Annotated in this window: 18 protein-coding genes and 3 tRNA genes; 14 read left to right on the forward strand and 7 right to left on the reverse strand. The window is 74.1% G+C overall.

All coding sequences use genetic code 11. From position 1 onward, the window contains the following. Nucleotides 1-1,375 precede the first annotated feature (1,375 nt). The 3 genes from ACFVFR_RS10435 (at nucleotide 1,376) to ACFVFR_RS10445 (ending at nucleotide 7,476) form a co-directional block, all read left to right on the forward strand. Nucleotides 1,376-3,976, forward strand: a complete 2,601-nt coding sequence (locus ACFVFR_RS10435) for a hypothetical protein (protein WP_383699534.1) — start codon at nucleotides 1,376-1,378, stop codon at nucleotides 3,974-3,976. Between the two features lie 788 nt (nucleotides 3,977-4,764). Beyond that, a complete protein-coding gene (locus ACFVFR_RS10440; protein ID WP_383699536.1) occupies nucleotides 4,765-6,339 on the forward strand; it encodes a N,N-dimethylformamidase beta subunit family domain-containing protein in 1,575 nt (524 codons plus the stop codon). Nucleotides 6,340-6,561: 222 nt separating this feature from the next. Further along, nucleotides 6,562-7,476 carry a phosphoribosylaminoimidazolesuccinocarboxamide synthase gene (locus ACFVFR_RS10445; protein ID WP_383699538.1) on the forward strand — a complete coding sequence of 305 codons (915 nt, stop codon included), beginning with the start codon at nucleotides 6,562-6,564 and terminating at the stop codon, nucleotides 7,474-7,476. Nucleotides 7,477-7,770: 294 nt separating this feature from the next. On the opposite strand, the gene ACFVFR_RS10450 is transcribed toward ACFVFR_RS10445, so the two are convergent. The 4 genes from ACFVFR_RS10450 to ACFVFR_RS10465 all read right to left on the reverse strand — a co-directional run bounded on the left by ACFVFR_RS10450 (nucleotide 7,771) and on the right by ACFVFR_RS10465 (nucleotide 9,096). Next, nucleotides 7,771-7,843 (reverse strand) — tRNA-Gly (locus ACFVFR_RS10450). A gap of 504 nt (nucleotides 7,844-8,347) precedes the next feature. Beyond that, a tRNA-Gly gene (locus ACFVFR_RS10455) sits at nucleotides 8,348-8,420 on the reverse strand. 73 nt (nucleotides 8,421-8,493) lie between these two features. Beyond that, nucleotides 8,494-8,568: transfer RNA gene (locus ACFVFR_RS10460), tRNA-Gly, on the reverse strand. A gap of 210 nt (nucleotides 8,569-8,778) precedes the next feature. Next, nucleotides 8,779-9,096, reverse strand: coding sequence for an Lsr2 family protein (locus ACFVFR_RS10465; RefSeq protein ID WP_383699540.1), 318 nt, complete (start codon nucleotides 9,094-9,096; stop codon nucleotides 8,779-8,781). Nucleotides 9,097-9,451: 355 nt separating this feature from the next. Here ACFVFR_RS10465 and purS point away from each other — a divergent pair, with 355 nt between their 5' ends. The 4 genes from purS (at nucleotide 9,452) to ACFVFR_RS10485 (ending at nucleotide 13,661) form a co-directional block, all read left to right on the forward strand. Then, on the forward strand, nucleotides 9,452-9,697 hold the full coding sequence (gene purS, locus ACFVFR_RS10470; RefSeq protein ID WP_383699542.1) for a phosphoribosylformylglycinamidine synthase subunit PurS: 246 nt from the start codon (nucleotides 9,452-9,454) through the stop codon (nucleotides 9,695-9,697). Next, entirely contained in the window at nucleotides 9,694-10,374 is a 681-nt protein-coding gene (purQ, locus tag ACFVFR_RS10475) for a phosphoribosylformylglycinamidine synthase subunit PurQ (protein ID WP_383699544.1), read from the forward strand. Before purS ends, purQ begins: the two co-directional genes overlap by 4 nt. Further along, nucleotides 10,371-12,644 carry a phosphoribosylformylglycinamidine synthase subunit PurL gene (gene purL / locus ACFVFR_RS10480; protein ID WP_383699546.1) on the forward strand — a complete coding sequence of 758 codons (2,274 nt, stop codon included), beginning with the start codon at nucleotides 10,371-10,373 and terminating at the stop codon, nucleotides 12,642-12,644. The genes purQ and purL overlap by 4 nt, the downstream gene beginning before the upstream one ends. Nucleotides 12,645-12,818: 174 nt before the next feature. Next, nucleotides 12,819-13,661, forward strand: coding sequence for a sterol carrier family protein (locus tag ACFVFR_RS10485; RefSeq protein WP_383699548.1), 843 nt, complete (start codon nucleotides 12,819-12,821; stop codon nucleotides 13,659-13,661). A gap of 63 nt (nucleotides 13,662-13,724) precedes the next feature. On the opposite strand, the gene ACFVFR_RS10490 is transcribed toward ACFVFR_RS10485, so the two are convergent. Together ACFVFR_RS10490 and ACFVFR_RS10495 are read right to left on the reverse strand one after the other, a co-directional pair. Beyond that, complete coding sequence (locus tag ACFVFR_RS10490) at nucleotides 13,725-15,182, reverse strand: sulfatase-like hydrolase/transferase (protein WP_383699682.1); 1,458 nt, start codon at nucleotides 15,180-15,182, stop codon at nucleotides 13,725-13,727. A gap of 834 nt (nucleotides 15,183-16,016) precedes the next feature. After that, the gene (locus tag ACFVFR_RS10495) at nucleotides 16,017-16,109 is read right to left on the reverse strand and encodes a putative leader peptide (protein WP_383699550.1); all 93 of its coding nucleotides are present in this window, start codon (nucleotides 16,107-16,109) and stop codon (nucleotides 16,017-16,019) included. A 195-nt stretch (nucleotides 16,110-16,304) separates the two neighbouring features. On the opposite strand from ACFVFR_RS10495, the gene ACFVFR_RS10500 reads away from it, so the two are divergent. Both ACFVFR_RS10500 and ACFVFR_RS10505 read left to right on the forward strand, forming a co-directional pair. Then, entirely contained in the window at nucleotides 16,305-17,153 is an 849-nt protein-coding gene (locus tag ACFVFR_RS10500; RefSeq protein ID WP_383699552.1) for a hypothetical protein, read from the forward strand. A 497-nt stretch (nucleotides 17,154-17,650) separates the two neighbouring features. Beyond that, a complete protein-coding gene (locus ACFVFR_RS10505) occupies nucleotides 17,651-18,223 on the forward strand; it encodes a dihydrofolate reductase family protein (RefSeq protein WP_383699554.1) in 573 nt (190 codons plus the stop codon). A 417-nt stretch (nucleotides 18,224-18,640) separates the two neighbouring features. On the opposite strand, the gene sigJ is transcribed toward ACFVFR_RS10505, so the two are convergent. Next, entirely contained in the window at nucleotides 18,641-19,576 is a 936-nt protein-coding gene (gene sigJ, locus ACFVFR_RS10510) for an RNA polymerase sigma factor SigJ (protein ID WP_383699556.1), read from the reverse strand. 384 nt (nucleotides 19,577-19,960) lie between these two features. Between sigJ and ACFVFR_RS10515 the strand changes: the two genes are divergently transcribed. The 5 genes from ACFVFR_RS10515 to purM all read left to right on the forward strand — a co-directional run bounded on the left by ACFVFR_RS10515 (nucleotide 19,961) and on the right by purM (nucleotide 26,675). Beyond that, nucleotides 19,961-20,434 carry a carboxymuconolactone decarboxylase family protein gene (locus ACFVFR_RS10515; protein WP_383699558.1) on the forward strand — a complete coding sequence of 158 codons (474 nt, stop codon included), beginning with the start codon at nucleotides 19,961-19,963 and terminating at the stop codon, nucleotides 20,432-20,434. A gap of 161 nt (nucleotides 20,435-20,595) precedes the next feature. Further along, a complete protein-coding gene (locus ACFVFR_RS10520) occupies nucleotides 20,596-21,141 on the forward strand; it encodes a YceI family protein (protein WP_383699560.1) in 546 nt (181 codons plus the stop codon). An 863-nt stretch (nucleotides 21,142-22,004) separates the two neighbouring features. Then, nucleotides 22,005-22,937, forward strand: a complete 933-nt coding sequence (locus ACFVFR_RS10525; protein ID WP_383699562.1) for an aldo/keto reductase — start codon at nucleotides 22,005-22,007, stop codon at nucleotides 22,935-22,937. A gap of 1,065 nt (nucleotides 22,938-24,002) precedes the next feature. Continuing rightward, nucleotides 24,003-25,559, forward strand: a complete 1,557-nt coding sequence (gene purF, locus ACFVFR_RS10530) for an amidophosphoribosyltransferase (protein ID WP_383699564.1) — start codon at nucleotides 24,003-24,005, stop codon at nucleotides 25,557-25,559. Between the two features lie 36 nt (nucleotides 25,560-25,595). Continuing rightward, entirely contained in the window at nucleotides 25,596-26,675 is a 1,080-nt protein-coding gene (gene purM / locus ACFVFR_RS10535; protein ID WP_383699566.1) for a phosphoribosylformylglycinamidine cyclo-ligase, read from the forward strand. Nucleotides 26,676-26,685 lie beyond the last annotated feature (10 nt).

Consider the following 26,685-nt stretch of genomic DNA (forward strand, 5'->3'; position numbering starts at 1 on the left):
GTGTGGGGGCGGGGCGTGCGGCGCGCCGTGCCGGGGCCCCGCGGGCCCCCGCCCGACGGGGGCGCGACGGCCCACGCCCCCGGGGCCCGTCGCCGTGGGGCGGCCGGGTGGCGTCGCCGGTACGGGTCGCCGCTGGGCTCGGTTCGTACGGGCCGCCGCTCGGGGTCGTCGCCGTGGGGCCGGGGCGACGAGTGGTGGTACGGGCCGCTGGCGGATGGTTCGCCGTTCAGCGTGCGCCGGTGCGTCGCGGGCGTGCGCGTAGCCGCTACGGGCCGCCGGGCGTGTGGAGGCGTGCGACGGGTGGGCCCGCCGCCCGAGGTTTGCTCGACGCGGCGGACGCGTCGATACGGGGGCGGCGTCGCACGCCGGCTGTGCGGGTCCGGCCGGACGCGGCGCGGGACCCCGGCCGGACACGGGCCGGAGGCGGGTAAGGGGCGGGGCCACGGTCCGGGACCGCCGGCGCGGGGGCCGGCGCCTGGCGCGGCCTGGCTGCCGTCGGCCGGCCGTGCGGGGGCGGGCGTACGGGGTCGGCCGCACGGGGGCGGGCGTACGGGGGCGTGGTGGCGCGCCCTGCCTGCGGCTCCGCCGCGCCGACGCTGCCGCCGAGACCTCGCCGACGAGCTCCCGCCGTACGAGACGCCGTCCCGCGACGCTGTCGGCGCCCCCCGTTCGGCGCCCTCCGTTCGGCGCCCTCCGTTCGGCGCCCCCCGTTCGGCGCCCTCCGTGCGGGGCGCCGCCGGGGGGCTGGCGGGGCGGCCCCGCCGAGGGGGCCCGGGCACGCGCGGCCGTTCGGAGGCGGTGCGCGGCCGGGCCGCGCGCGTGGTGCGCGCCCCCAGCCGTGTGCGGGCCGGGCCGCGAGACCCCACCCCCGACCGTCGGGCCGGCCGCGAGGCCACCCCGCACTCCGCTTGTGCGCTGGGGCGCCGGCGCGCCGGGTCCCCACGCCCGGGATGTGCGGGCGCCGCCCGCACGCCCGCGGGGGCGCAAAGCCGGCGAAGTGGGCCCGACAGGACCCCGTGCACCCCCTCCCGCCTGCGCTGACGCCCGCCGACCGGGGCGCGGGACCGCTTCGTCCCGCCGCCTCGTTCCGCCAGTGGGCAAAGGTCCGGCCGCGTGACCGGAATGGTTCCTACCCCTGGCCGATGCCATTCCATCGAGTGAGCGCCTGGCTATCTGGGTGACGCGTTTCCCCGCCCCAACTAGTGTGCCGCGGAGCCACGCTGCGGCAACTGGCGCAGCGGCTTCCGTGCGGACCGGGGGCCCTTCGCACACCGACATTGCGGTGTCAGTAGCCGGTGCGACAGTGGTGGGGGTACACACGCCGGCGGCATCCGCTGTCGCATTCACCGCAGGGCAGTAGGGGGTGGTCAGACACATGGCAGGTCCGAAAGCGGAGACACCCGGGGCCCGAGCACGGGCGCTCGCGGTGCTGCGCGTGCGCGGCACCGCGCAGGCCGTGGCACTGCTACCGACCGCTGTCGCGGTCGTGCTCGTCGCGGGCGGCTCCACCGGCCACATCGAGGGGCCCGGCTGGCACACGGCACGCTGGGTGGCGATCGGTGTCGCCGCCCTGACCCTCGCCGTGGCCGTGATCGTCGGCGTGGTCATCGCCCGCGCACGCCCCGCGCTCAGCCCCACCGTCCCCGTCCCCGAAGCGGCGGCCCCCGAGCTCTACCGCCTGGTGCGCGACCTCGCCGACCGGCTGGGCGTACCGCCGCCGTCGGCGATAGCCCTGACGCCGGACTGCGACAGCTGGCTGGAGGACCGTACGTACGAGGCGCGGCGGGCGCGCACCCGTCGTCGCGTGCGGGCCGGCGCCGCCGAGCAGCGCGATGCCCTGCTCGGCCGTGTGCGGCTCACCCCGTCCCGCACCTCGGGCCTCGGCCTGGAGGCATCGGTCCAGGCCGCGACGCCCGGCCGGCCGAGCGCCCCGGGCCCCGCCGCCCCGGTGCTGGTGATCGGCTCGCCGTTCCTGTGGTGGATGCGCGTCGCCGAGCTGCGCGCGCTGCTCGCCCCGGTGGTGGCGGGCACCGGCCCGGCCGCCCACCCGGACGTGGCCGCCGCCCGCCGCTTCGTGCGCGCGCTGGACGCCGCCGTGGCCCTGTCCGCCCGCGACACCCGGCCCGACCCGGACGCGTACGCCGACCTCGTGGCCGGCCCGTACGCCACCCCGGGACCCGACGGCGACCCGAGCGGCGACGACCCGGGCGGCGGCCACCCGGGCGACGAGCTGACCCACGACGCCCCGCCCAGCGACGCGCGGCCCGCCGCCGCTCAGCGCGACGGCCTCGCCGGACCGCGGCGGTCCGTGGCACCGGACCCCGTCCCGCTCGCCGACCCGCCCGCCCCCCACCCGCTCGCCGTCGAGCCCCAGCACAGCGACCCGCGCGACCCCCGGCCGTACGCGTCCGACCCGCACGCCCCCGCGCACTCCCCGCCCCAGCACGATCCGCCCCGCGATCCGCTGCGACACGACCCGGCCGCGTACGGCGCGCGGTCCGGCCGCGCGCCGTGGGCCGCCGAGCACGAGCGGGAGCCGTACGCGACCGGGTCCGTCCGTATCGCGGAGGCGGCGCCCCCGGCGCACGCTCCCCGGTCCGACGAGCCCGCCCCCACCGTCCGCCCGACCGCCCCCCGCGCGGCCGACCGCGACACCCCGCCGCGCCACCACCCCGCCGGCGCCACCAACGGCGCCACCCCGACCGGCACCGCCCCCGCCCCGGCCACGTCGGGTCCGGCCGCCGCCGGCGAACCGCGCGAGGGTGAGTACGTCGCGCGGGAGGCGGACGCGGCGGGCCGGGCCGCCGGCCGCCCGGCCCCGCTGGCCGCGCTCGGCCGGGGCGTGCGCCGCCCCGGGCTCGCCTTCGTCGGCTGGGTGGCGCGGCTGTTGCTGCGGGCCTGCCGCGATAACGCCGCCGAGATGGAACGGGGCGTGGCCGCCGCGTCGGCGCAACGCGCGCAGAGCGTGGACTACGGGCTGCGGATCACCGCGCAGGAGCAGGTCGGCCTCGCGTACGCCGGCTGGGACCGGCTGCTCACGCGCGTCGCGCTGCCCGCCTGGCGCATGGGCCGCTGGCCCGCCCAGCTCGACGCGGGCGTGGTGTCGGCCCTGACCGAACTCTCCCGCCGCGACCGCCTCGCCGAGGGCTTCGCCTCCCGGCTCGGCGAGCGGGCGGCCTGCGACCTGCTGGAGGAGCCCGGCGTGGCGGACGAGGCGATCTCGCTGCTCGCCGCCCGGCTCTTCCACGGCGGCCCGGCGACGCCGGGGCCCGACTGGTCGCCCGTCGACTGGAGCGCGTACCCGGAGGAGGTCGTGGACCGCAAGTGGCGCCTGGAGGCCGCCCGGCTGCACGCCGTCCTGGACACCCTGCCACGCCCCCAGGCCGGACCGGCCCCGCGAGCCGCCGCCGCCGCGGGTACGGCCACCTCCGGCCGCCCGCCCGGTGCGGCACTGAGCGAGGACCTCGGCCCGGACCTCGGCGCGGAGGCCACCCTGGACCGGGTGATGGACCGGCTGAGCGCCCCCGACGGCGCTCCCGACGGCCCGTCGGCGATAGCCGAGAGCCTGGCCGCCCGACTCACCCTCGCACTGGCCCGCGAGGAGGCCGCGCAGCGCCGGTCATCGGCCGCCGCCGGCGCGGCCGGCCTCGCGACGAGCGGGCCCGGCACGGGCGCGGCGGGCGAACCCTGGCTGGACGGCCTGGCCCCGCTCTTCCCGCTCCAGCCGCCGCGTACGGGCCGCGAGCTGCTGGCCGACCACGTCACCGCGGTCGTCTGCTGCGCGGCCATGGACACCGCTGGCGCGGCCCCCGGCCTCGACTGGCTCGACGGCCCCACCCTGTTGGTGGACGGCCGCCGCGGAACCGACCTGAGCGCGCCGGTGCTCAGCCTCATCGAGGACGGCGACCCCGCTCCGCTCCGCACCTGGCTCGGCGACGTCGGCGTCCGCCCCGACAAACCCATCCGTCTGGTCTAACCCCACCCGACCTCGCCCCCCCACACCCCCACCAGCCGGTAGGGCGCCCCACCATCGGCCCCACGAAGCCGGCCGGCAGCACCGCCCCCGGCCCCGGCCGGCACGCCCCCGAAAGCCAGCAGCCCGCCCCGCCCCACACCCCACAAGTCGGCAGGCTCCCGCCCCGGGCAGCGGAAGCGGCAACGGCCAGGCCAGAAACAGCGACAGCCAAGCGACACGGCCGGACCAGGAACACCGACCGGGACGAGGCCCCACCTCCCTCGCCCCCCTCGCCCCCCTGGCCCCCCACCTCGCTCGACCCCCACCCCACCGGGCCCCGCTCCCGCGCCCCCGCCTCACCCGCCCCACGCCGCACACCCGGCCCCCTGTTCGCCCACGCGTCGGCGTAGCCGCCCCCACGCGCGCCCGTGCCACCGGACGCGCGGCGGCTCGGCGTCGGGCGTGGGGAGCGCGTCGCCGTCGCGGGCACCCGAGGGCGTCGCGGCCGTGGTGGGATGCGCCCCCGACCGCTCGGCGTACGGGTCGCGGCGGGCACCGATCCGCCAGTTCCCTGCGCGATTTCGCGACGAACAGTGATGGTGTGGACGCTAAATGTGATGTGCTGGGATCAGTCGTTGTCATTCGAGGGATAAGCGCAGGGGCCAGCAGGGGCGACCGGTGGACGGAGCGCCCCCCACCGGATGACGGGGAGTGAGCAACTCCCACACGGGGGCCCGGTTCGCATGACCCGACAGTGCGGCGCGCTCGGTCGTGCGGACGCGGATGCGGTACGCAGGGAGGGAGCGCACGTGGGGACGGAGCACATCCGGCGCTGGGAGTCCGGCGCGGTCGCACACGCCGTCTCGGACCCGTTCGGACAGGGCCCGCTGCCCTGGCTGCGGGGGAGCGAGCACTACTTCGACGACACCGGACACGTGGTGCCCTGGTACGTCGACCACGTGGACGCGCCCGGCGCGACCACCTTCCCGCTGCCCCGTGGCGTGCACGACGCGGGCTCGGGGAGCGCGGAGGACCGCCTGCACGCCCGCTGGGGCGCGTACGCCGCCGCGCGTCGTACGGGCCGCTCCGGCAACCGTAGCGGTCCGCGCATGGCCGACGACGTGCACCGGCAGATCAAAGGATTCGCCAGTGCCAGCGCCGTGGCCCCTGGCGAGGCCATCGACTTCCGGGTGACGGTCAACCCGCCGCAGGAGTTCGGCGTCGACGTGTACCGCATCGGCCACTACGCCGGCGAGGGCGCCTCGAAGCTGACCACCAGCCCCCGGCTGGCCGGCATCGTCCAACCGGCCCCGCTGGCCGTCGAGCGCACCGTCTCCTGTCACCACTGGTGGCTCTCCTGGCGCCTCCAGGTCCCCACGTACTGGCAGGTCGGCGCGTACGTCGCGGTCCTGACCACCCGCGACGGCTACCGCAGCCACATCCCCTTCACGGTGCGTGACCAGGCCCCGGCCGACCTGCTCCTCGTCCTGCCCGACGTCACCTGGCAGGCGTACAACCTCTACCCGGAGGACGGCCGTACGGGCGCCAGCCTCTACCACGCGTGGGACGCGGACGGCCGGCTGGTCGGCGAGGAGGACGCGGCCATGACGCTGTCCTTCGACCGCCCGTACGCGAGCGCCGGCCTGCCGCTGCACGTGGGGCACGCGTACGACTTCATCCGCTGGGCCGAGCGGTACGGCTACGACGTCGCGTACGCCAACACCCTTGACCTGCACGCCGGTCGGGTCGATCCGACCCGGTACCGGGGGCTGGTCTTCCCCGGACACGACGAGTACTGGTCGGTGCCCATGCGACGCACCGCCGAGCAGGCCCGCGACGCGGGCACCTCGCTGGTCTTCCTCTCCGCCAACACCATGTACTGGCAGGTGGAGTTGACGCCCTCGCCGGCCGGCCCGGACCGGCTGTTGTCCTGCCGTAAGCGACGCGGCCCCGGCAAGCCCGCCCTGTGGCGCGAGATGGCCAGCCCGGAGCAGCAGTTGATGGGCATCCAGTACGCGGGCCGGGTGCCGGAGCCGGCCCCGCTGGTCGTCCGCAACGCCGACCACTGGCTGTGGGAGGCGACCGGCGCGAGCGAGGGCGACGAGCTGCCCGGCCTGGTCGCCGGCGAGGCTGACCGTTACTTCCCGCGCACCAGCCTGCCGCAGCACGTCCGCCGCATCCTGCTCGCGCACTCCCCGTACGAGGACAGCGACGGCGTGCCGCGACACCAGGAGACCTCGCTCTACCGCGCGCCGAGCGGGGCCCTGGTCTTCGCGTCCGGCACCTTCGCCTGGTCGCCCGCGCTGGACCGACCCGGCCACGTCGACACCCGCATCCAGCGCGCCACGGCCAACCTCCTCGACCGCATCTGCAAGCGCGACTGACCCACCCACCCCCGGAGCCCCAGCGCCCCCGGGCTGGTCCGCCGGGACGACGCCGGCCCGCAGCCCGCCCCCCTCGGCCGCGCCCGCCCGCTCCCGCGCACCCCCGCCCGTCCCGACCGCCGCGCCGGCCCCGCTCGGCCCGGCGCGGCCGGGCCCAGGTCGGTCCCACGTGACCCGATACGCGAGAATCGAGGCTCTTGGACCAACCCACCGGGAGGAACCGTGTCCGGATTCGTCGAGAAGCCCGAGCCCGTGCAGGTGCCCGGTCTGGAGCATCTGCACACCGGAAAGGTCCGCGAGCTCTACCGGAACGCGGCCGGCGAGCTCGTGATGGTCGCCAGCGACCGGATCTCCGCGTACGACTGGGTGCTGCCCACCGAGATCCCGGACAAGGGCCGGGTCCTCACCCAGCTCTCCCTGTGGTGGTTCGACCAGCTCGCCGACCTGCTGCCCAGCCACGTGGTGCGGGCGTGCGACACCCCGCGGGAGCTGCCCGCCGGCGCCCCCGCACACTGGGCCGGCCGCACCGTGGTGTGCACGGCGCTGCGCATGGCCCCGGTGGAGTGCGTCGCGCGCGGCTATCTGGCCGGCTCCGGTCTGCGCGAGTACGAGGCCAACCGCACCGTCTGCGGTCTCGCCCTGCCCGAGGGGCTGCGCAACGGCTCCGAGCTGCCCGCGCCGATCTTCACGCCGGCCACCAAGGCCGCCGTCGGCGACCACGACGAGAACGTCAGCTACGAGGAGATCGTTCGCCAGGTCGGCGCCGAGAGCGCCGCCGAGCTGCGCCAGGCCACCCTCGCGCTGTACGGCCGGGGCCGCGACATCGCCCGCGAGCGCGGCATCATCCTGGCCGACACGAAGTTCGAGTTCGGCTACGACGGCGACCGGCTGGTCCTCGCCGATGAGGCGCTGACCCCGGACTCCTCCCGCTTCTGGCCCGCCGACCAGTGGGAGCCGGGCCGCGACCAGCCGTCCTTCGACAAGCAGTTCATCCGCGACTGGCTCACCTCCCCGGCCTCCGGCTGGGACCGCACCAGCGAGCGCCCCCCGCCGCCGCTGCCCACCGAGGTCGTCGACCAGACCCGCGCGAAGTACATCGAGGCGTACGAGCGGCTGACGGGCCTGACCTGGTCCTGACGCCCCCACCCCGCCGACCCCGGGCCGGCCCCCTCCGGCCCACCCAGCCGAGCCCGCGCGCCACCCACCCGCGGGCCCCGGTCAGCGGCCCCGCCCGCGAAGCCCGTGCGCCCCGCCCGTGGCCAGGCCCGCCCACAGGCCCGCGAAAGCCGGCCCGTACGCGTACGCCAGGGCCCCGGCGGCCCCACCAGCCGACCCCGGCCCACCCCACCCGGTCACTCCGGCGGGTCGGCCGGGGGCGCCGGGCCCCGGGCACGCGAAAGGCCCCCGATCAGGGATCGGGGGCCTTAACCGAGCGGACGACGAGGCTCGAACTCGCGACCTCAACCTTGGCAAGGTTGCGCTCTACCAACTGAGCTACGTCCGCATGCGCCGCGCGTTACCGCGTGGTGCGGGTCCTACTATAGCCAACGTTTTGGGCGGGCGAGGCACGCGGTCGTGGAGCACCTCGCTTCGGCCCGCCCGTCGGGTCGCCGCGCGCCCCGCCGGACCGGTTCGTCGCCGCGCGCCCCACACCCCGGCCGGCCCCGCTGGACGGGCCACCGCCGCCCTCTCGCCCGAGCGCCCACGCCGGACGGTCACCGCGCGAGACTGTGGCCATCGCCACACCCCACCGCACCTCCGCCCCGCGCGAACCCCACCCCGCCCGAACGCCGCCCTGCCCGGACCCCGCCCCGCGTCGTGCGGCCCGGTCGACGCCCGACGGGTCGGGGCACGGGTGTCGGGGAGAGCGAACGGCCTCGCCCCGGCCCTCGCGTGTGTCATTCCGTGTGCGCGAAGAAGCGGGGGGGGGAGAGAGGCGCGCATGAGACGTACGCACCTATGCCGAAGGCCCCGATCGAAGTGATCGGGGCCTTCGGCATATTCCCTGAGCGGACGACGAGATTCGAACTCGCGACCCTCACCTTGGCAAGGTGATGCTCTACCAACTGAGCCACGTCCGCGTTTGCCGCCGATCAGCTTTCACTCATCGGTGCGTGAACCACTCTACCCGACCCGAATGGGCCGGTAGAGCAGTGGAGCGGGTGACAGGGATCGCACACTGCGCCTCCCCCTTGGAAAGGGGGCGCTCTACTACTGAGCTACACCCGCATGATCGAGGTTCTGGGCTTTTCGGCCCGTCCCCTTCGGCGTGCTCCAGACTCTAGCGGATCAACGGGGGTGCGTGGCAACTCCGGGTCCGAGGTCGATGTGGGCGGCTCACCTGGGCCGTCCCGTCGAGCGGTGCGGCCCGGGTGGGCCACCCGGGGTGGAGCGGGCGCTTCCGGGGCGGACGGTCGACGTGGCCGCCCCGGAAACGGATCAGCTCGCCGCGTTGAAGGCTTCGTACACCTTCTTGGGGATGCGCCCACGGGGCGGCACCTCCATGCCGTGCGACTGGGCCCAGGCCCGCACGGTGGCGGGGTCGGGGGCGACGGCGGTGCGTCGGTAGGTCTTGCCGGAGCGGGACCGCTTGCGGCCCGCCTCCACGTACGGGGCGAGGGCGCCGCGCAGTTTCTTCGCATTGGCAGAGTTCAGGTCGATCTCGTACGACCTGCCATCGAGACCGAACGCGACCGTTTCCGAGGCTTCTCCGCCATCGATGTCGTCAGAGACTGTGACCACTACACGCTGTGCCACGGATATCGGTCCTTTCGGGCTGCATCGCCTGGCTGTCGCCGAGGTGCCGCTGGTTGACGTGCCGCGATGCATGGGTTCCGGAGGTCGGGTTCAATGCTTTTCTATTTGTACAGCGACGGGCATTGCATTGTGAAGCCCCGGTAATTCTGTCCGCGTGTCCCCGCGCAATCCGGACGATACGTTTTCCCCTCGGCTTTCCCCAGGGTTCGGCACCGCCGATGCTTAAACGTGACCGGCGGTTCACCTTATCTATGCGCGTAGATTTTGAGGGGATGTAGGGTTATGTCATCTGCCTTCGGGTCCCTGGGGCTCGCTCCCCAGAACTCACAGCCGCACCACACCACCGGGAGTGCCAGTGGCACGCGTCGTAGTCGACGTCATGCTCAAGCCCGAGATCCTCGACCCGCAGGGCCAGGCCGTGCAGCGCGCGCTGCCCCGCCTGGGCTTCGACGGGGTCTCCGACGTACGTCAGGGCAAGCGCTTTGAACTTGAGGTGGAGGGACCGGTCGACGACGACGCCCTCGCCCGTATCCGCGAGATGGCGGAAACCTTCCTCGCGAACACCGTCATTGAGGACTTCGTCGTAAAGGTCGAGTCGTGACCGTACGCGTGGGAGTTGTCACCTTCCCCGGCACCCTCGATGATCGCGACACTCAGCGCGCCGTGCGTATCGCGGGACTTGAGGCCGTGCCGCTGTGGCACCGGGACAAGGATCTTCATCAGGTTGACGCCGTGGTGTTGCCGGGCGGCTTCTCGTATGGCGACTATCTCCGGGCCGGAGCGATCTCCCGCTTCTCGCCGGTGATGGAATCGATCATCGAACAGGCCAAGGCCGGCATGCCGGTGCTGGGTATCTGCAACGGATTTCAGGTTCTTACCGAGACGCATCTGCTGCCTGGCGCGATGCTGCGGAACAACCACCTGCACTTCGTCTGCCGCGACCAGAAGTTGCGCGTGGAGAACGTGGCGACCGCCTGGACGACCGAGTTCACCTCGGGCCAGGAGATCCAGATCCCGCTCAAGAACATCGACGGCCAGTTCGTCGCCGACGAGCGCACCGTGGACGAGCTGGAGGCGGAGGGCCGGGTCGTCTTCCGCTACCTGGACGTGAACCCGAACGGCTCGCTGCGTGACATCGCCGGCATCACCAACGCCGCCGGCAACGTCGTCGGCCTGATGCCGCACCCGGAGCACGCGGTGGACCCGCAGGTCGGCACCGGCGGCACCGACGGCCTCGGATTCTTCACCTCGATCCTGAGGAAGTTGGTCTCCGCATGACCCTCGACACCGTCAAGCACGCGGCCGAGACGCCCGACGTCGAGCTGCCCTGGGCCGAACTGGGCCTGAAGGAGGACGAGTACGCGCGCGTACGCGAGATCCTCGGGCGCCGTCCGACCGGCGCCGAACTCGCCATGTACTCCGTCATGTGGTCCGAGCACTGCTCGTACAAGAGCAGCAAGGTGCACCTGCGCCAGTTCGGCGAGAAGGCCCCCGCGAGCGACGCGCTGCTGGTGGGCATCGGCGAGAACGCCGGCGTGGTGGACATCGGCGAGGGGTACGCGGTCACCTTCAAGGTCGAGTCGCACAACCACCCCTCGTACGTCGAGCCCTACCAGGGCGCGGCCACCGGCGTCGGCGGCATCGTGCGCGACATCATCGCGATGGGCGCCCGCCCGGTCGCGGTCGTGGACCCGCTGCGGATGGGCGACCCCCAGCACCCGGACACCAAGCGCGTGCTGCCGGGCGTCGTCGCGGGCATCGGCGGCTACGGCAACTGCCTGGGCCTGCCCAACATCGGTGGCGAGCTGGTCTTCGACGCCTGCTACCAGGGCAACCCGCTGGTCAACGCCGGGGCGATCGGCGTGATGCGGCACGAGGACATCCACCTGGCCAAGGCCAGCGGCGCCGGCAACAAGATCATCCTGTACGGCGCCCGCACCGGCGGCGACGGCATCGGCGGCGCCTCGATCCTGGCCTCCGAGACCTTCGACGACTCCAAGCCCTCCAAGCGCCCCGCGGTCCAGGTCGGCGACCCGTTCCAGGAGAAGCTGCTCATCGAGTGCACCCTGGAGGCGTTCGCCGAGAAGCTGGTGGTCGGCATCCAGGACCTGGGGGCCGCCGGTCTCTCCTGCGCCACCTCCGAGCTGGCCTCCAACGGCTCGGGCGGCATGCGCGTCTCGCTGGACGACGTACCGCTGCGCGACTCCACGCTCTCGCCCGAGGAGATCCTCATGAGCGAGTCGCAGGAGCGCATGTGCGCGGTCGTCGAGCCGGACAAGGTGGAGCGCTTCCTCGCGATCTGCGAGAAGTGGGACGTCATCGCCACCGACATCGGCGAGGTCACCGACGGCGACCGGCTGGAGATCTTCTGGCACGGCGAGAAGATCGTGGACGTCGCGCCGCGCACGGTCGCGCACGACGGCCCGGTCTACGAGCGCCCGTACGCGCGCCCCGCCTGGCAGGACGCGCTCCAGGCCGACGACGCGGGCAAGCTGCCCCGCCCCGCCTCGGCCACCGAACTGCGCGAGCAGGTCCTGAAGCTGGTCGGCTCGGCCAACCAGGCGTCCAAGTCCTGGGTCACCGACCAGTACGACCGGTTCGTCCAGGGCAACACCGTGCTCGCGCAGCCCGAGGACTCCGGCATGATCCGGGTCAGCGAGGAGAGCGGCCTCGGCGTGGCCCTGGCCACCGACGGCAACGGCCGCTACACCAAGCTCGACCCGTACACCGGCGCGCAGCTCGCGCTGGCCGAGTCGTACCGCAACGTGGCCGCCGCCGGCGCCCGGCCGCTGGCGATCTCCGACTGTCTGAACTTCGGTTCCCCCGAGGACCCGGACGTCATGTGGCAGTTCGTGGAGGCCATCCGTGGGCTGGCCGACGGCTGCCAGCAGCTCGGCACGCCGGTGACCGGCGGCAACGTCTCGCTGTACAACCAGACCGGCGAGGCGGCCATCCACCCCACGCCGGTGGTGGCCGTGCTGGGCGTCATCGACGACGTCGCCCGCCGCACGCCGATCGGCTTCGGCACCGAGGGCCAGTTGCTCTACCTCCTCGGCGACACCCGTGAGGAGTTCGGCGGCTCGGCCTGGTCCCAGGTCGTCCACGACCACCTGGGCGGGCTGCCGCCGAAGGTGGACCTGGAGCGCGAGCGGCTGCTGGCCGAGATCCTGATCTCCGGCTCCCGCGACGGCATGATCGACGCGGCGCACGACCTCTCCGACGGCGGCCTGGTGCAGGCGTTGGTCGAGTCGTGCCTGCGCGGCGGCAAGGGCGCCCGGATCGTGCTGCCCGAGGGCCTGGCGGCCTCCGGTGACGCCGGTGACGACGCGTTCGTCGCGCTGTTCTCGGAGTCCGCCGGCCGCGCGGTGGTGGCGGTGCCGCGCAGCGAGGAGCTGCGCTTCACCGACATGTGCGGCGCCCGTGGCCTGCCCGCGACCCGGATCGGGGTCGTGGACGGGGACGCGCTGGAGGTGCAGGGCCAGTTCGACATCCCGCTGGCCGAGCTGCGCCAGGTGCACGAGGCGACGATCCCGGGCCTGCTGGCCTGAGTCCCGCCCAGCTCGCCTGACCGGGGGCCCGTACGGAACGCGCCGTACGGGCCCTCCGGCGTACCCGGCGCCGCGGACGCGGTACCGGCGCGCTGTGCCGGCGCCCCCGCACGCGGAGATTCTCCACTCCACGCGCCGGTCGCACGCGGGGCGTGAAGCCCTACCCTGTGGATCATGGCTTCCGCATCGCGTACCCCCCGCGCTCGCAGCTACGACCCCGACAAGGTGCGGGCCGGGCTCGACGGGCAGGTCCGGGCCGTGCGGGACGCGGTCGCGGTGCTCTGTGCCGCCTCCGACGCTCCCCTGTTGCTGGCCGCGCCGTCGCGGCTGCCCGCCTGGACAGTGCGGCAACTGGTCGTGCACATCGCCGTCTGCCTGGAGACCCTGCCGCGCCGGCTGGCCGCCGACCCGGTGCCGCCGGGTGCCGGCGCCGACCTCGACCTGCGCGGCTACCTGGCCACGTTGAGCTCGCAGGCCGGGGCCATCGCCCGGGCCGCCGTCGACGAGACGGACGACCTGTCGGGCGCCGGCGCGCCGGAGGAACTCGTGGCCCGCTACGACGCCGCCGCCGCGCGGCTGGCCCGGGCGGTGGCCGACACGGCCGGCTCCGCGCTGGTCAGCACCCGGTACGGCCGGATGACGGTGGACGACTTCCTGGTCACCCGGCTCCTCGAACTGGTCGTCCACGGCGACGACCTGACCGCCGCCACCGGCACCGCCGTCAGCCACCACCGTCAGGCCCTGGCCACCGTCGCGCGGCTGTTGGCCGACGCGCTCGCGGCGCGGGCGCCGGGCGGCTCGGTCGAGTTGCGGGTGCCGCCGTTCGCGGTCGTGCAGTGCGTCCAGGGCCCCCGGCACACCCGTGGCACCCCACCCAACGTGGTCGAGACCGACGCGCTCACCTGGCTGCGGCTGGCCTCGGGGCGCACCACGTGGGAGCGCGAGGTGGCCGAGGCCACCGTCACGGCCAGCGGCGAGCGCGCCGACCTGTCGGCGTACCTGCCGGTGCTGGGCTAGCTGTCCGGCCCAGGGCGCACGCGGGCGGGGAGCCCCCGGCGCGCCCCGCCCGCACGCGCGCTCTCAGTCCTGGTACGGCAGCAGGCCCGCGTCCACCTTCTCCCAGGCGGCGCGCAACCGGGCCAGCCGTGCCCGGTCGGTCGTGGCGTGGTTGGCCTGCTCGCGCGGGTCGTTGGTGAGGTGGAACAGCTTGTCCCGGCCGTCCGTGCCCCGGTAGTACTTCCAGTCGCCGCGCCGCAGTGCGCGCTCACCGCGTACACGCCAGAACAGATCGCGCTCGGCGAGCCGTTCGCCGCGCAGCAGGTAGCCGGCCAGGCTCGTACCGTCCAGCGGGTAGGCCGGGTGCGGCCGGGCGCCGGCGATCTCCAGGAGGGTCGCCGACCAGTCGTAGGTGGCCAGCGGCTCGTGGCTGACCTGGCGTCCACGCAGCCGGGCGGGCCAGCGGGCGATGTTGGGAACGCGGATGCCGCCCTCTTCGAGGGTGAACTTGTTGCCGGACAGCGGCCACTGGTACGACCAGCGCTCGCCGCCGTTGTCGCTGGAGAAGACGACCAGCGTGTTGTGCTCCTCGCCGGAGTCGCGCAGCGCGGCGAGGACCGTACCGACCGAGGCGTCCAGGTCCTCGACCATCTCGCGGTACTTGGCGAGCGAGCCGCCCTCGCGGTGGTTGAGCACGCCCTTCTCGCCGGCTCGGATGCGGGCGGTCAGCCGGGCACTCTCCTCCTCGTCGCCCTCGGCTATCCACGGCCAGTGCGGGGTGGTGAAGTTGAGGTTGAGCAGCCAGGGCTTTCCGCCGTGCCCGCGCCGTACGTACTCGCTGGCGCGCTCGGTGATGATCCGCGTGTAGTAGCGCAGGTCCTTGTACTCCGCGTCGCCCTCGTACAGGTCGTACTCGCCGCTGAGTCCGAGCTTGGAGTAGTACTCCAGGGCGCCGCCGAAGTTGCCGAAGAACTCGTCCCAGCCGGAGGCGGTGGGGCTGTAGTCGGGCAGGTAGCCGCAGTGCCACTTGCCGATCAGCGCGGTGGCGTAACCGGTCTCGCGCAGCAGCGAGGCGAGCGTGGGGTGGCCCGGGTCGAGCCCGACGCTCCGGTCGGCGATCGGCTCGGCCAGCCCGCCCTTGGTACGGCCCGGGTAGCGGCCGGTGTAGAGGCTGAACCGGGTGGGGGAGCAGGTCGCCGATCCGGAGTACGCCTGGGTGAACCGCACGCCCTGGCGCGCGAGCCGGTCCAGGTGCGGGGTGCGGATGTCGGGCGAGCCGTACGAGGACAGATCGGCCCAGCCGAGGTCGTCGGCCAGGATGAACAGGATGTTGGGGCGCCGGGAGCGGCGGTCCGACGCCGCCCGGAACTCCGCCTCGCCCTCGGCCTCGTGGCCCGCGCGCCCCGGGCCGGCGGTGGCCGGTGCCGCGCCGGTGTCGCGCACGGCGCGGCTGGTGGCGGCAGCGGCGGAGCCGGTCGCCGCCACGGTCGCGGCGGTGGCCGCCGTGGCACCGACGACACCGCCGAACGCGCGCCGGCTCAGCCGGCGACCGGTCGCGCCGCCCCCGGCGCCTGCCGCGCGGACCTCGCCCCCAGCGTGGTCGTGGGCGTGGTCGTCGGCCTGGTCGTCGTGGGGCCGGCCGGTGTCGGCGGCGGCCTGGGAAGCGGCGTCGGCGCGGCCCGCCGCGTCGCGGGCGGATCGGCGGTCTTCCGGGCGTGGGGCGGGGATCGGCTGCTGCGAGGTGGTCACGGCGAGTCCTTCGCTGGGGCGGCACACGTGACGGCGGCCACCCGCGCACGAGCGGACCCGGCGGGGCCCGACGGCGGGACGGCACCGTCAGGCACCGAACATTCGACAGGGAGTTCAGGGGGCTCAGGGAGCTCAGGGAGTACGAGGCAACGGGGAGAAGCAGGCGGGAACGGGGGAGAAGGGGAGGAAAGGGGTGGCGGGGAGGCGTAGAGCGCCGGAGCGTCCGGGGTGCGGGCCGGCCCGAGGCGCCCGGTGGGCCGCCGCACCGACAGGCCGCCGCACCGCGAGCCCCGTGCGAGGGCCACTCCGTACGCCGCACGTCCCCTACGACACAGGCCCGGGGCGCCGACTCCCGTACGCCAGCCCCCTACGCCGGAGCTCCCGTACCTCGGAACTCCCCTACAGCGGCGGGGAACCCGTCGAGGCGGCGCGAAATCCCGTAAGCGGTCGGGGAATTCGAGGAAATCCGGTGGGGCGCGGTGAATTCCGGAGGGAGGGAAAAGGCCCGGCGTCCGGGAATGCCCGGCGCACGGGGACGCTCACCCGGTGTGCGCTACCGACGGCAGGGGCCACGCGCGGCACGTGGCGCGTGCCGGGACAGCCCGGCGCATCGCGCGGCGGGGCCGTTCAGGCGTGGCGACAGATCGCGCTCGCGACACGGACCAGGTCAACGTGGCGGCGCGCTACCAGCAAGATCGACGGATCGGGGACGAGCGGCATGGTCCTGGAGCCTGTCCGACGGTGGGCACGCCTGTCAATGGTGGCGGAGCCACGCCCGGGATATCGGCCCTGTACTGGGATGTCTGGGCAAGCGGGTGATGCGCGCCACCCGAATCACACACTGAAGTCGCGCGCTCACGAGAAGTCGCTTTGTCTGGCATTGCGATCCGACCGTTCAGAAAGGAACGTCACGCGATGTCTTCACTCCCCGCCACGTCCGTTGTCCGAGCCACTTCCGTCGCCCGCCGCACCGGTGCCGCCCTCGCCACCGCCGCCGTAGCCGTCGGGCTGGCGATCACCCCCGGTGTCGCCACCGCGGCCCCCGACGCCCCGCAGGCCGCCCCGGCCGGCCCGCCCCGTGGCGCCATCGCGGTCGTCGACGGTGCCACGCAGTTCACCGTCACCCCGCAGACCGTGGCGCAGCTCCAGAAGCACGACCTGCGGCTGACGCGCATCGACGCCAAGGGCCAGACCCGGGAGGCCGTGCCGGCCGGCGTCCCGGTGCAACTCGACGTCACCAGCGGCGTCGTCACCAACGTCGACGGCCGCATCGGCGGCCGGGTGCTGTACGAGGGCCGTGGCCTCGCCGTGGTCAACACCAAGACCCGCGAGGTCGCCGAGCTGGCCGAGTTCGAGAGCGACCTGACCCGTGGGGCGGTGCTGGCCTCGATCAACGACTCCGAGACCATCGCGCTCGGTGCCGCCCGCAGCCCGCGCATCTCGTCCGAGTCGCTCAACGTCACCGAACGCGAGGTGCAGTTGGACTCCCCGGTGCGGCTGACCGGCCGGGCGGCCGAGCGGCTCAACAGCGTCACCGGCACCGACGCGTTCGAGCGCGCCGCGGTCTTCGCGCGCGTGACCAGCCAGTTCAACCTGGACGAGGACCAGGACGTACGCGCCGCCCTCGGTCTGGACAAGGACCTGAAGAGCGTCGACAAGGCCCAGAGCAACCGACAGGAGGCCCAGGACCGTCCCGGCACCGCCGAGGACGAACTGGCCACCGAGGAGAACCTGAAGAAGGCGTTCCCGAACGCGGCCGGCTGACCGCCGCCGGGGCGGCGCCCGCCCCCGGGTGAACCACGCCGCCCCCGCTCCCCGCCGCCGCGTGCCCCGCGTCGTGCCCACCCCGGGCACGCCAACCGGGCGCGCGGCGGCCGGAGTCGTCTCCCACGCCTCGCGCGTCACGCCCCGTGCGGCCGGGCCGCCGCTGACGGGGTCGCCGCCGCGCGGGGTGCCGCGCGCTACGCGGGTCGCGGGTCGCGGGTTCGTGCTCGCGTGAAGGGTCGACGGTTTGGTCCGTGCCGTGGGGGCTTTGGCCCGGCCCACGTGAAGGGTTGGCGGCTTCGGGTGTCCCGCGCGTCCCACGGGCCCCGCTCCGCCCAGGCAGGGCCGCCGTGCGCCCGCCGTACGCCGCCGCGTTGTCAGTGCCCCGCCGTAGGGTTCGTGGAGTCGGAGCATCGGAATCCGGCCAGTTCGGGCCGTGCCCCGTCACCGGGAACCCGTCGCCGGACGCTGTAGCGACCCGCTAGGAGATACGCGATATGCGCACGTTGATCAGCACCGCCTTCGTCTCGCTCGACGGTGTCATGGAGGCCCCGGGCGGCGAGTCCGACTACCGCAACGCCGGCTGGACGTTCAAGGACGTGGAGTTCCTGCCGGAGGCGTTCGAGATCAAGGGCCGGGAGCAGGAGGAGGCCACGGCGATGCTGTTCGGCCGGGTCAGTTACGAGGGCTTCAGCCCGGTCTGGCCGGACATGGAGGAGTTCACCGGCTACAGGGACCTGCCCAAGTACGTCGTCTCGACCACCCTCGCCGAGTCCGACCTGGTCACCGGGTGGGGGCCGACCACGGTCCTGCGCTCGCTGGCGGACGTGGCCGCGCTCAAGGAGACCGAGGGTGGCCCGATCATCATGCACGGCAGCGCCAGGCTCAACCACAGCCTCTCCGACGCCGGCCTGATCGACCGCTACCACCTGATGGTCTTCCCGCTGCTGCTCGGCGCGGGCGAGCGCCTGTTCAGCACCACGGACAAGGACGCGCAGAAGCTGAAGCTGGTCGAGCACGAGGCGTACGCGAACGGCATCCAGAAGAACGTCTTCGACGTGGTGCGCTGAGCACGCCCCGACACCGCGCGGGCTCTGTGCGCCGCGTGGGCCGTGGGCGCCGCCGGGGCGGGGTGCGTCGCGTGCGGCGGGTCCGGGTCGCGCGACCGCGCGCGGGGCCTCGGGTGCGGGCCGCCGCGTGCTGCCGAGCCGCCGCGTGGTGCGGGGCGTTCCGGCGGTGGCCGGTGGCCGGTGGGGCGTGCGGCCGCGCCAGACCGGTGAGGTCGGCCGGTGGCCGGTGGGGCGCGGGCCGAGGGCTGTTGGGGCGGGGGCGCTCGCGGGCGGAGCGGGACGTCACTCCGCCCGGCCCACCCCGCCACCTCCACCCCGCCTCGGCTGAACTCGCCGACCCGCCTCCCGCCACGCCCAACCCGCCGCCGACCGCGAGCCGCCGACCGCGATCCGCCGCTCGCCCGCCCGCCGGCGACCTCAACCCGCCGTCCAGGGGCGCAGCTTCTCCGGGTTGCGGACGCCCCAGATGTGGGTGATCCGGCCGCCGCTGATCTCGAACGACATGACCGAGGTGACGTCGCCGTCCAGTTGCAGCGTCAGGCCGGGCTGGCCGTTGACGGAGCGTTCCACGACCAGCAGGTCCGGCACCTGGGTCGCGATGGCGACCAGGTGGCGTGCGACCTGCTCGCTGCCCTCGATCGGGTACGGCACGGTCCTGGCGAGCCCGCCGCCGTCGCTGACCGATGTGACGTCGGGGTCGAGCAGGCCGACCAGGGCTTCGATGTCCTTGGCGTCCCACGCCTCCTTGAACTCCCGTACGACATCGGCGCGTTGGGCGGCGGGTGTGGTGTCCGACCGCGAGCCGCGCAGGCGCCGCCGGGCGGAGGAGGCGAGTTGCCGGCAGGCCGCGGGCGTACGGCCCACGATGTCGGCCACCTCCGCGAACGAGTAGCGGAACACGTCGTGCAGGACGAACGCGACCCGCTCGGCCGGCGTCATCGAGTCCAGCACCACCAGGAAGGCCATGTTCACCGACTCGTCCAGTGTGACCCGGTCGGCCGGGTCCGCCGCCCGGCCCCCCGGCCGTCCGTCGGCCCACTCCGCGGGGTCGGGCAGCGGCTCCGGAATCCACTCCCCGACGTAGCGCTCGCGCCGGGCCCGCGCCGAACCGAGCTGGTCCAGGCAGATCCGGCTGGCGACCTTCGTCAGCCAGCCGCCGGGCGAGTCGATGGCCGCCTGCTGCCGGGGCGACATGGCGTACCAGCGGGCGTACGTCTCCTGTACGGCGTCCTCGGCGTCGGCCAGGGAGCCCAGCAGCCGGTACGCGAGGTTGATCAGCTGACGCCGCTCGCTCATGATCGCGCCCAGGCTCGGATCGGGTGCGCCCGCTTCCGACGCGTTCTGGCTGCCCATGTCTCGCCCCACCTTCTCGTCGCGCGTGCCGCGCCCGCGCATTGTCCTTCCCCCTACGACGACGCGGCCGGCCGAAACGTGAGGTGGTGGCGGGGCGTGCGGGTGTCGTGACGGCGGGTTGCCCGGGTGGGAGGTGGCGGGGCGTCGCGCGGGGTGGTGGTCGCGGGCCCCCGGGGCGAGGGGCCGCGGCGTCGGCGGGGGCCCGAGGCCGGGGCGGTGGTGCGGCACGGGTGGGTGGCGGTGGGGCGCGGGGCGCCGGTGGTCGGGGCGGGCGCCTCACATTTCGCGTGGCTGTCTCGTCGGAGAGCTGGGACGCACACGGTCCCGCGTACCGCCGTCGCGCCACCGCGGCGAAACGGCCCAGCAGGAAAGGGAAACAGCGCCATGAGCACACGTTTCGACTTCTTCGGCAACCCGGTCTCCGGCAAGTTCCTCAAGCAGCTCGTCTCGGCGGCCCGACCGCTGGCGGACTCCACGCTGCCGGCGGCGACGCGGGAACTGACCGCGCTGCGCGTCAGCCAGATCAACGGCTGCGGCTTCTGCGTCGACATGCACACCAAGGACGCCGCGCACGCCGGCGAGACGCAGCAGCGCCTCCACCTGGTCGCCGTCTGGCGCGAGGCCACGGTGTTCACCGACGCTGAGCGCGCGGCGCTGGAACTGACGGAGGAGGCCACCCGTATCGCCGACGCGCCCGACGGCGTCAGCGACGAGGTCTGGGCCAACGCCGCCAAGCACTACGACGACGACCAGCTCGGCGCGCTGATCTCGCTCATCTCCGTCATGAACGCCATCAACCGGCTCAACGTCATCACGCGGCGCCCCGCGGGCGACTACCAGCCCGGCCAGTTCGGCTGAGCCCCCCGACGCCGGCCGCCCGAGGCCGGCGACGACGACGGTCGGGCCCGGTGGCCCACGACCCGTGACGGGTCGCTCGCGGTCCGGTGGTCACCGGGCCGGCCGTCCCGGGCGGAAGGCATCCGCCCACCCACCCCCTTCGCGAACTCGGAGTGATCCGCATGCCCATCACCAGCCTCAACGAGCTGACCGGCGACTACGTCCTGGACGTCGCCCACACCCGGATCGGGTTCGTCGCCCGACACACCCTGTCCACGCGGGTGCGCGGGCGGTTCGGGACGTTCGAGGGCAGCGCGTACGTGGACGGCGAGCGCCCCACCCGGTCCACCGTCCGCCTGGTGATCCAGGCCGACGACATCCAGACCCGCAACCGCCAACGCGACGACCTGGTGCGCGCCAAGTTCCTGGATGTCCCCAACCACCCGACCATCACCTTCGCCTCCACCCACATACTCCAGTCCACCGCGTCCCACTACGAGGTCACCGGCGACCTCACCCTGCGCGGCACCACCAGACCAACCCTCCTGACCGTCGAACTCACCGACAGCGACACCGACGCACAGGGCAACCTCTGGGCCACCTTCCAGGGCAGCGCCACCCTCAACCGCAAGGACTGGAACATCAACTGGAACGCCCTGACCTCGGCGACGATCAGCCCGAAGGTGCTGGTGGAGTTCGAGGCCACGGCCATCCGCCGCCCCGCCTGAGCGGGGCCTTCGCGTGAGCGGGACCGACAGGCCGGGGCTCCCCCGGGAGCCCCGGGGCCGCCCCGACCGAGAGCGCCCATGCGGCCGAGAACGCCCCCGCGCGGGCGGGGCGGGGCCTACGCGGTGAGTGGGGCGACCCGCGCGGTGGGTGGGAACGGTCCGCGGGGTGGGTGGGCGCGGGGGTGCCGGGTGATGGTGCGGGCGAGGGCGAGGGCGTGGGTGTGTACGGACACGCGTAGAAAGGTGCGTACGGACACGTAGTGAGGTGGGTGGGTGCGCGGGTGAGCCACGCTCGGAGGGTGGCTCGGCACGGGGGCGACTGGGTTGGCCCGGTGATTGGGGGCGGGGGTAGCGGGGTTGGCCGGGGGCCGGGGGCCGGTGGCCCGGTGGTGGTGTGACCGGGCCGGGTGGCCGGTGGTGGCGTGTCCGGGTTGGCCGGGTGGCTGGGGGCGGGGCGGCCCGGTGTGGGGATAGCCGGGTTGGACGGTGTTCCGGTCCCGGTGGCCGGATGGCGGGGGAGCTGGGTTGGCCCGGCGGCCCGGCGGCGGGGAGGCGGCGAGATGGGCGTACGCCGCGCGGGCCGGGGCCACTTCCTGCTAGTGTCCCGGCCAGCAGACTGAGCCTTCTCGGCGCGGATTCCGATCCCCCGGGGAGGCTTTTCTCATGCCCCGGACCAGCGACGCGAGGCGCGAGCCCCACCCCGCCACCGCCGGGCCCACCAGGCGGGGCACTCCCGCACGCGGCCCCGAACCCGCCTCGCCAGCCCACCGGTTCTCCCCCGCCCCGCCCGGGAGAGCGCTGCCCGCGAACCCTCCCGCCCGCGAGCCCTCCCGCCCGCGGCACCCCGCCACGAGAGAAGAGCCATGCCCACACCGGAACAGCCCGCCACCACCAGCCCGCCGCCCCACCGCGACCCGCCCCCCGGAACGTGGCGGCTTGGCGACCTGACCGTCAACCGCGTCGGGTTCGGCGCGATGCGCCTGACCGGCACCGCGCCCTTCGACCGTGGCGTACCGCGCGACCGCGAGCGGGCGATCGGCGTACTGCGCCAGGCCGTCGACCTGGGTGTGAACCACATCGACACCGCCGCGTTCTACTTCTCCGCGACGCGCTCCGCCAACGAGCTGATCAACCGGGCGCTGGCGCCCTATCCGGACGACCTGGTCATCGCCACCAAGGTCTGGCCGGCCCGCGACCCCTCGGGCGCGTGGTGGTGGGCCACCCCCGACCAACTGCGCGGCCAGGTCGAGGAGAACCTGCGCCAACTCGGCCGCGACCACCTGGACGTGGTGAACCTGCGGGTACCGCCCAGCCGACGCACCGCGTCGATCGGCGACCACTTCGCCGCCCTGGCCGACCTGCGCCAGGCGGGACTCATCCGCCACCTGGGCGTCTCCCACGTCACCACCGAGCAACTGACCGAGGCCCGGGCCATCGCCCCGGTCGTCTGCGTGCAGAACCCGTACGGAATCGACCTGCCGAACCGCGACGAAGCCCTCCTGCGCCGCTGCGGCGAACTCGGCCTGGCCTTCGTCCCCTTCTACGCCCTCGCCGGCCCCGGCCGCGACACCGGCCCCCCGCCCGAGCCCACCGCGCCCCTACGCGCCCTCGCCCACACCCACGGCGCCACCCCCGCCCAGATCCGCCTGGCCTGGACCCTCCACCAGGGCCCCCACGTCCTCCCCATCCCCGGCACCAGCAACCCCACCCACCTCACCCAGAACATGGCCGCCACCGCCCTCACCCTCTCCCCCCAGGACCTGACCCACCTCACCCCCCACCCACCCAGTGCGTGACCGGGACGGTCGAGGCCCGGCCCCGCCCGGCAGACAGCCGGTGGCGGAGACCCACCCAATCCGTGGCCCCGGAACCCCGCACCCGCGGGGACGAGCGGTCCGTCGCGGACGGCGACGCCACGCACCTGGCCCTACCCCCACCCACGCGGGGACGACAGCGCCTCCACCCCGGCCATGCCGTACGACTCGGGGACACCCCCGCACCCGCGGGGACGAGGGGAGTGACCCGTCACCGGGCTCGCCGAGCGCGTGGGCGGCGTGTGCCCATCGCGCCGGGCCCGGCTGCCCGCACGCGAACTCCGCCCCCCCCGCCCAAGAACTCCGCCCCCTCCGGCCCAAGAACTCCGCCCCCTCCGGCCCAAGAACTCCGCCCCCTCCGGCCCAAGAACTCCGACCCCCCGCCCAAGAACGACGCCGGCGACGCCTCGCTCACGGCGCCCTCCCCCCGCCAGCGGGTGGCGTGGCCTGGCGTCCACCTCGGATGAGACACCCTGCCGTGGCTGACGCTGTGGGTTGCTCCTGACACGCAGCGCGAATGCGGCCGGGGTGTCACACCGCTGCCCGACGGCCGTCCGGCGATCGGATGCCGCCGCCGGGTGCTGCGCGCGACACCGACGCGCGGGCCACGCCGACGCGTACGCCACGACCCCGGCCGGCGAGGCCAAGCCCCACCCGGTGGGTCACCCCGCACGAGCCTGACCAGCCGAGTCCTCCGCCCCGACAGCCCTGGCCGGCGAGGCCACGCCCGGTGGGCCACCCCGCGCGAGCCCGACCAGTCGAGCCCTCCGCCCCCGCGCGCCCGGCCGGCGAGGCCACCCCGGCGAGGCCACCCCGGAACAGCCTGCCCACAACGGCCCGGCCCGGCGGGGCCTGATGTGTCCCTCGTCTCATCTGACGCCATCGGGAACGCTTCGGCGGGCGGCTCGTGGCGGCGCGAGCGCGACGTACAGCCCGTGTGAGGGGCCTGTTCCGGTGGTCGAGGGGGCGCCGGTGACAGCGGAGAGTGATGTTTCCCGGCCGGAGTCACCGAACGTATGACTCTCGTCCGCGGGTACAGTGTTCTTTGTGCGTGGTGACGGACTACTCAGCCACGATCTCCTTCCCGGCGAGAAGGGCCCCCAGGACGCTTGCGGCGTCTTCGGTGTCTGGGCTCCCGGCGAAGAGGTCGCCAAACTCACCTATTTCGGGCTGTACGCGCTGCAGCACCGTGGACAGGAGTCCGCGGGCATCGCAGTGAGCAACGGCTCCCAGATTCTCGTCTTCAAGGACATGGGCCTGGTCTCGCAGGTCTTCGACGAAACCTCCCTCGGCTCGCTCCGCGGTCACATCGCCGTGGGCCACGCCCGTTACTCCACCACCGGTGCCTCGGTGTGGGAGAACGCGCAACCCACCTTCCGCGCGACCGCCAGCGGCTCGATCGCGCTCGGCCACAACGGCAACCTGGTCAACACCGCCGAGCTGGCGGAGATGGTCGCCGAGCTGCCCCGCGAGGGCGGCCGGGCCACCCAGGTCGCGGCGACCAACGACACCGACCTGGTCACCGCGCTGCTCGCGGGCCAGGTCGACGAGGACGGCAAGCCGCTGTCCGTCGAGGACGCCGCGCGCCGCGTGCTGCCGAAGGTGCAGGGCGCGTTCAGCCTGGTCTTCATGGACGAGCACACGCTGTACGCCGCCCGTGACCCGCAGGGCATCCGGCCGCTGGTGCTCGGCCGCCTGGAGCGCGGTTGGGTGATCGCCTCCGAGACCGCCGCGCTCGACATCTGCGGTGCCAGCTTCATCCGCGAGATCGAGCCGGGCGAGATGATCGCCGTGGACGAGGACGGACTGCGCTCCTCGCGGTTCGCCGACGCCCGCCCCAAGGGCTGCGTCTTCGAGTACGTCTACCTGGCCCGCCCCGACACCGACATCGCCGGCCGCAACGTCTACCTCTCCCGCGTGGAGATGGGCCGCCGACTGGCCGCCGAAGCGCCGGCCGACGCCGATCTGGTGATAGCGACCCCCGAGTCGGGCACGCCCGCGGCCGTCGGATACGCCGAGGCCAGCGGCATTCCGTACGGATCGGGCCTGGTCAAGAACAGCTACGTGGGCCGTACGTTCATCCAGCCGAGCCAGACCATCCGGCAGCTCGGCATCCGGCTCAAGCTCAACCCGCTCAAGGAAGTCATCCGGGGCAAGCGACTGGTGGTCGTGGACGACTCGATCGTCCGTGGGAACACCCAGCGCGCGCTGGTACGGATGCTGCGCGAGGCCGGGGCCGCCGAGGTGCACATCCGCATCTCCTCGCCGCCCATCAAGTGGCCCTGCTTCTTCGGTATCGACTTCGCCACCCGCGCCGAGCTGATCGCCAACGGGCTCTCCGTCGAGGAGATCGGCAAGTCGCTGGGGGCGGACTCGCTCTCGTACATCTCGATCGACGGGATGATCGAGGCGACCACGATCGACAAGCCGAAGCTGTGCCGCGCCTGCTTCGACGGCGAGTACCCGATGGACCTGCCCGACCCGGAGCTGCTGGGCAAGCACCTCCTGGAGTCGGAGACGGCCGGGGTGGCCAAGCCCGACGCGGACGGCGTCGCGACGCTGACCGCGGGTGTGGGCGGGGCCGACGCGCTGCGTCGCCCGTGACCCGCACCCCCACATCACGATCCGAAGGTTCCAGCCATGCCTGAGACAGTTCCCGTCGGCGGCGGCGCCAGCTACGCCGCCGCGGGTGTCGACATCGAAGCGGGCGACCGCGCCGTCGAGCTGATGAAGGAGTGGGTGAAGAAGGCCACCCGCCCCGAGGTCGTCGGCGGCCTCGGCGGTTTCGCCGGCCTCTTCGACGCCTCCGCGCTCAAGCGCTACGAGCGCCCGCTGCTCGCCTCGGCCACCGACGGCGTGGGCACCAAGGTCGACATCGCCCGCCGCCTGGGCGTCTACGACACCATCGGCCACGACCTGGTCGGCATGGTCGTGGACGACCTGGTGGTGTGCGGCGCCGAGCCGCTGTTCATGACCGACTACATCTGCGTCGGCAAGGTCCACCCGGACCGGGTCGCCGCCATCGTCAAGGGCATCGCCGAGGGCTGTGTGCTCGCCGGCTGCGCCCTGGTCGGCGGCGAGACGGCCGAGCACCCGGGCCTGCTGGGCGCCGACGAGTTCGACGTGGCCGGGGCGGGCACCGGCGTGGTCGAGGCCGACCGGCTGCTGGGCGCCGAGCGCATCCGGCCCGGCGACGTGGCCATCGCCCTGGAGTCCTCCGGACTTCACTCCAACGGGTACTCGCTCGTCCGACACGTGCTGTTCGACCGCGCCGGCTGGAGCCTGGACCGCGAGGTGGCGGAGTTCGGCCGCACGCTGGGCGAGGAACTGCTGGAGCCGACCAGGATCTACGCCCTGGACTGTCTGGCGCTGACCCGCACCACCGAGGTCCACGCGTACTCACACATCACCGGCGGCGGGCTCGCGAACAACCTGGCCCGGGTCATCCCCGACGGGCTGCACGCCACCGTCGACCGCTCGACGTGGACGCCGGACCCGGTGTTCGACGTGGTCGGCCAGGCCGGCTCGGTCGAGCGCGGCGAGCTGGAGAAGACCCTGAACATGGGCGTCGGCATGATCGCGATCGTGCCGCAGGAGTCCGTGGACGTGGCGCTGACCACACTGGCCGACCGGGGCGTGGACGCCTGGGTCGCCGGTGAGGTCACCGAGCGCGGCGACCGCACCGAAGCCGTGACCCTGACCGGTGACTACGCGAGCTGAGGCCAGTGAG

This window comes from Streptomyces sp. NPDC057702, assembly GCF_042799315.1.
In the GTDB taxonomy this organism is placed as follows: domain Bacteria; phylum Actinomycetota; class Actinomycetes; order Streptomycetales; family Streptomycetaceae; genus Streptomyces.

Bases quoted from the DNA above. Each gene is read 5' to 3' on its own strand.
- ACFVFR_RS10435 (WP_383699534.1), top strand. From the start codon at position 1,376: ATGGCAGGTCCGAAAGCGGAGACACCCGGGGCCCGAGCACGGGCGCTC.
- purL (WP_383699546.1), top strand. From the start codon at position 10,371: ATGACCCTCGACACCGTCAAGCACGCGGCCGAGACGCCCGACGTCGAG.
- ACFVFR_RS10485 (WP_383699548.1), top strand. From the start codon at position 12,819: ATGGCTTCCGCATCGCGTACCCCCCGCGCTCGCAGCTACGACCCCGAC.
- ACFVFR_RS10495 (WP_383699550.1), bottom strand. From the start codon at position 16,109: ATGCCGCTCGTCCCCGATCCGTCGATCTTGCTGGTAGCGCGCCGCCAC.
- ACFVFR_RS10500 (WP_383699552.1), top strand. From the start codon at position 16,305: ATGTCTTCACTCCCCGCCACGTCCGTTGTCCGAGCCACTTCCGTCGCC.
- ACFVFR_RS10505 (WP_383699554.1), top strand. From the start codon at position 17,651: ATGCGCACGTTGATCAGCACCGCCTTCGTCTCGCTCGACGGTGTCATG.
- sigJ (WP_383699556.1), bottom strand. From the start codon at position 19,576: ATGGGCAGCCAGAACGCGTCGGAAGCGGGCGCACCCGATCCGAGCCTG.
- ACFVFR_RS10515 (WP_383699558.1), top strand. From the start codon at position 19,961: ATGAGCACACGTTTCGACTTCTTCGGCAACCCGGTCTCCGGCAAGTTC.
- ACFVFR_RS10520 (WP_383699560.1), top strand. From the start codon at position 20,596: ATGCCCATCACCAGCCTCAACGAGCTGACCGGCGACTACGTCCTGGAC.
- ACFVFR_RS10525 (WP_383699562.1), top strand. From the start codon at position 22,005: ATGCCCACACCGGAACAGCCCGCCACCACCAGCCCGCCGCCCCACCGC.
- purM (WP_383699566.1), top strand. From the start codon at position 25,596: ATGCCTGAGACAGTTCCCGTCGGCGGCGGCGCCAGCTACGCCGCCGCG.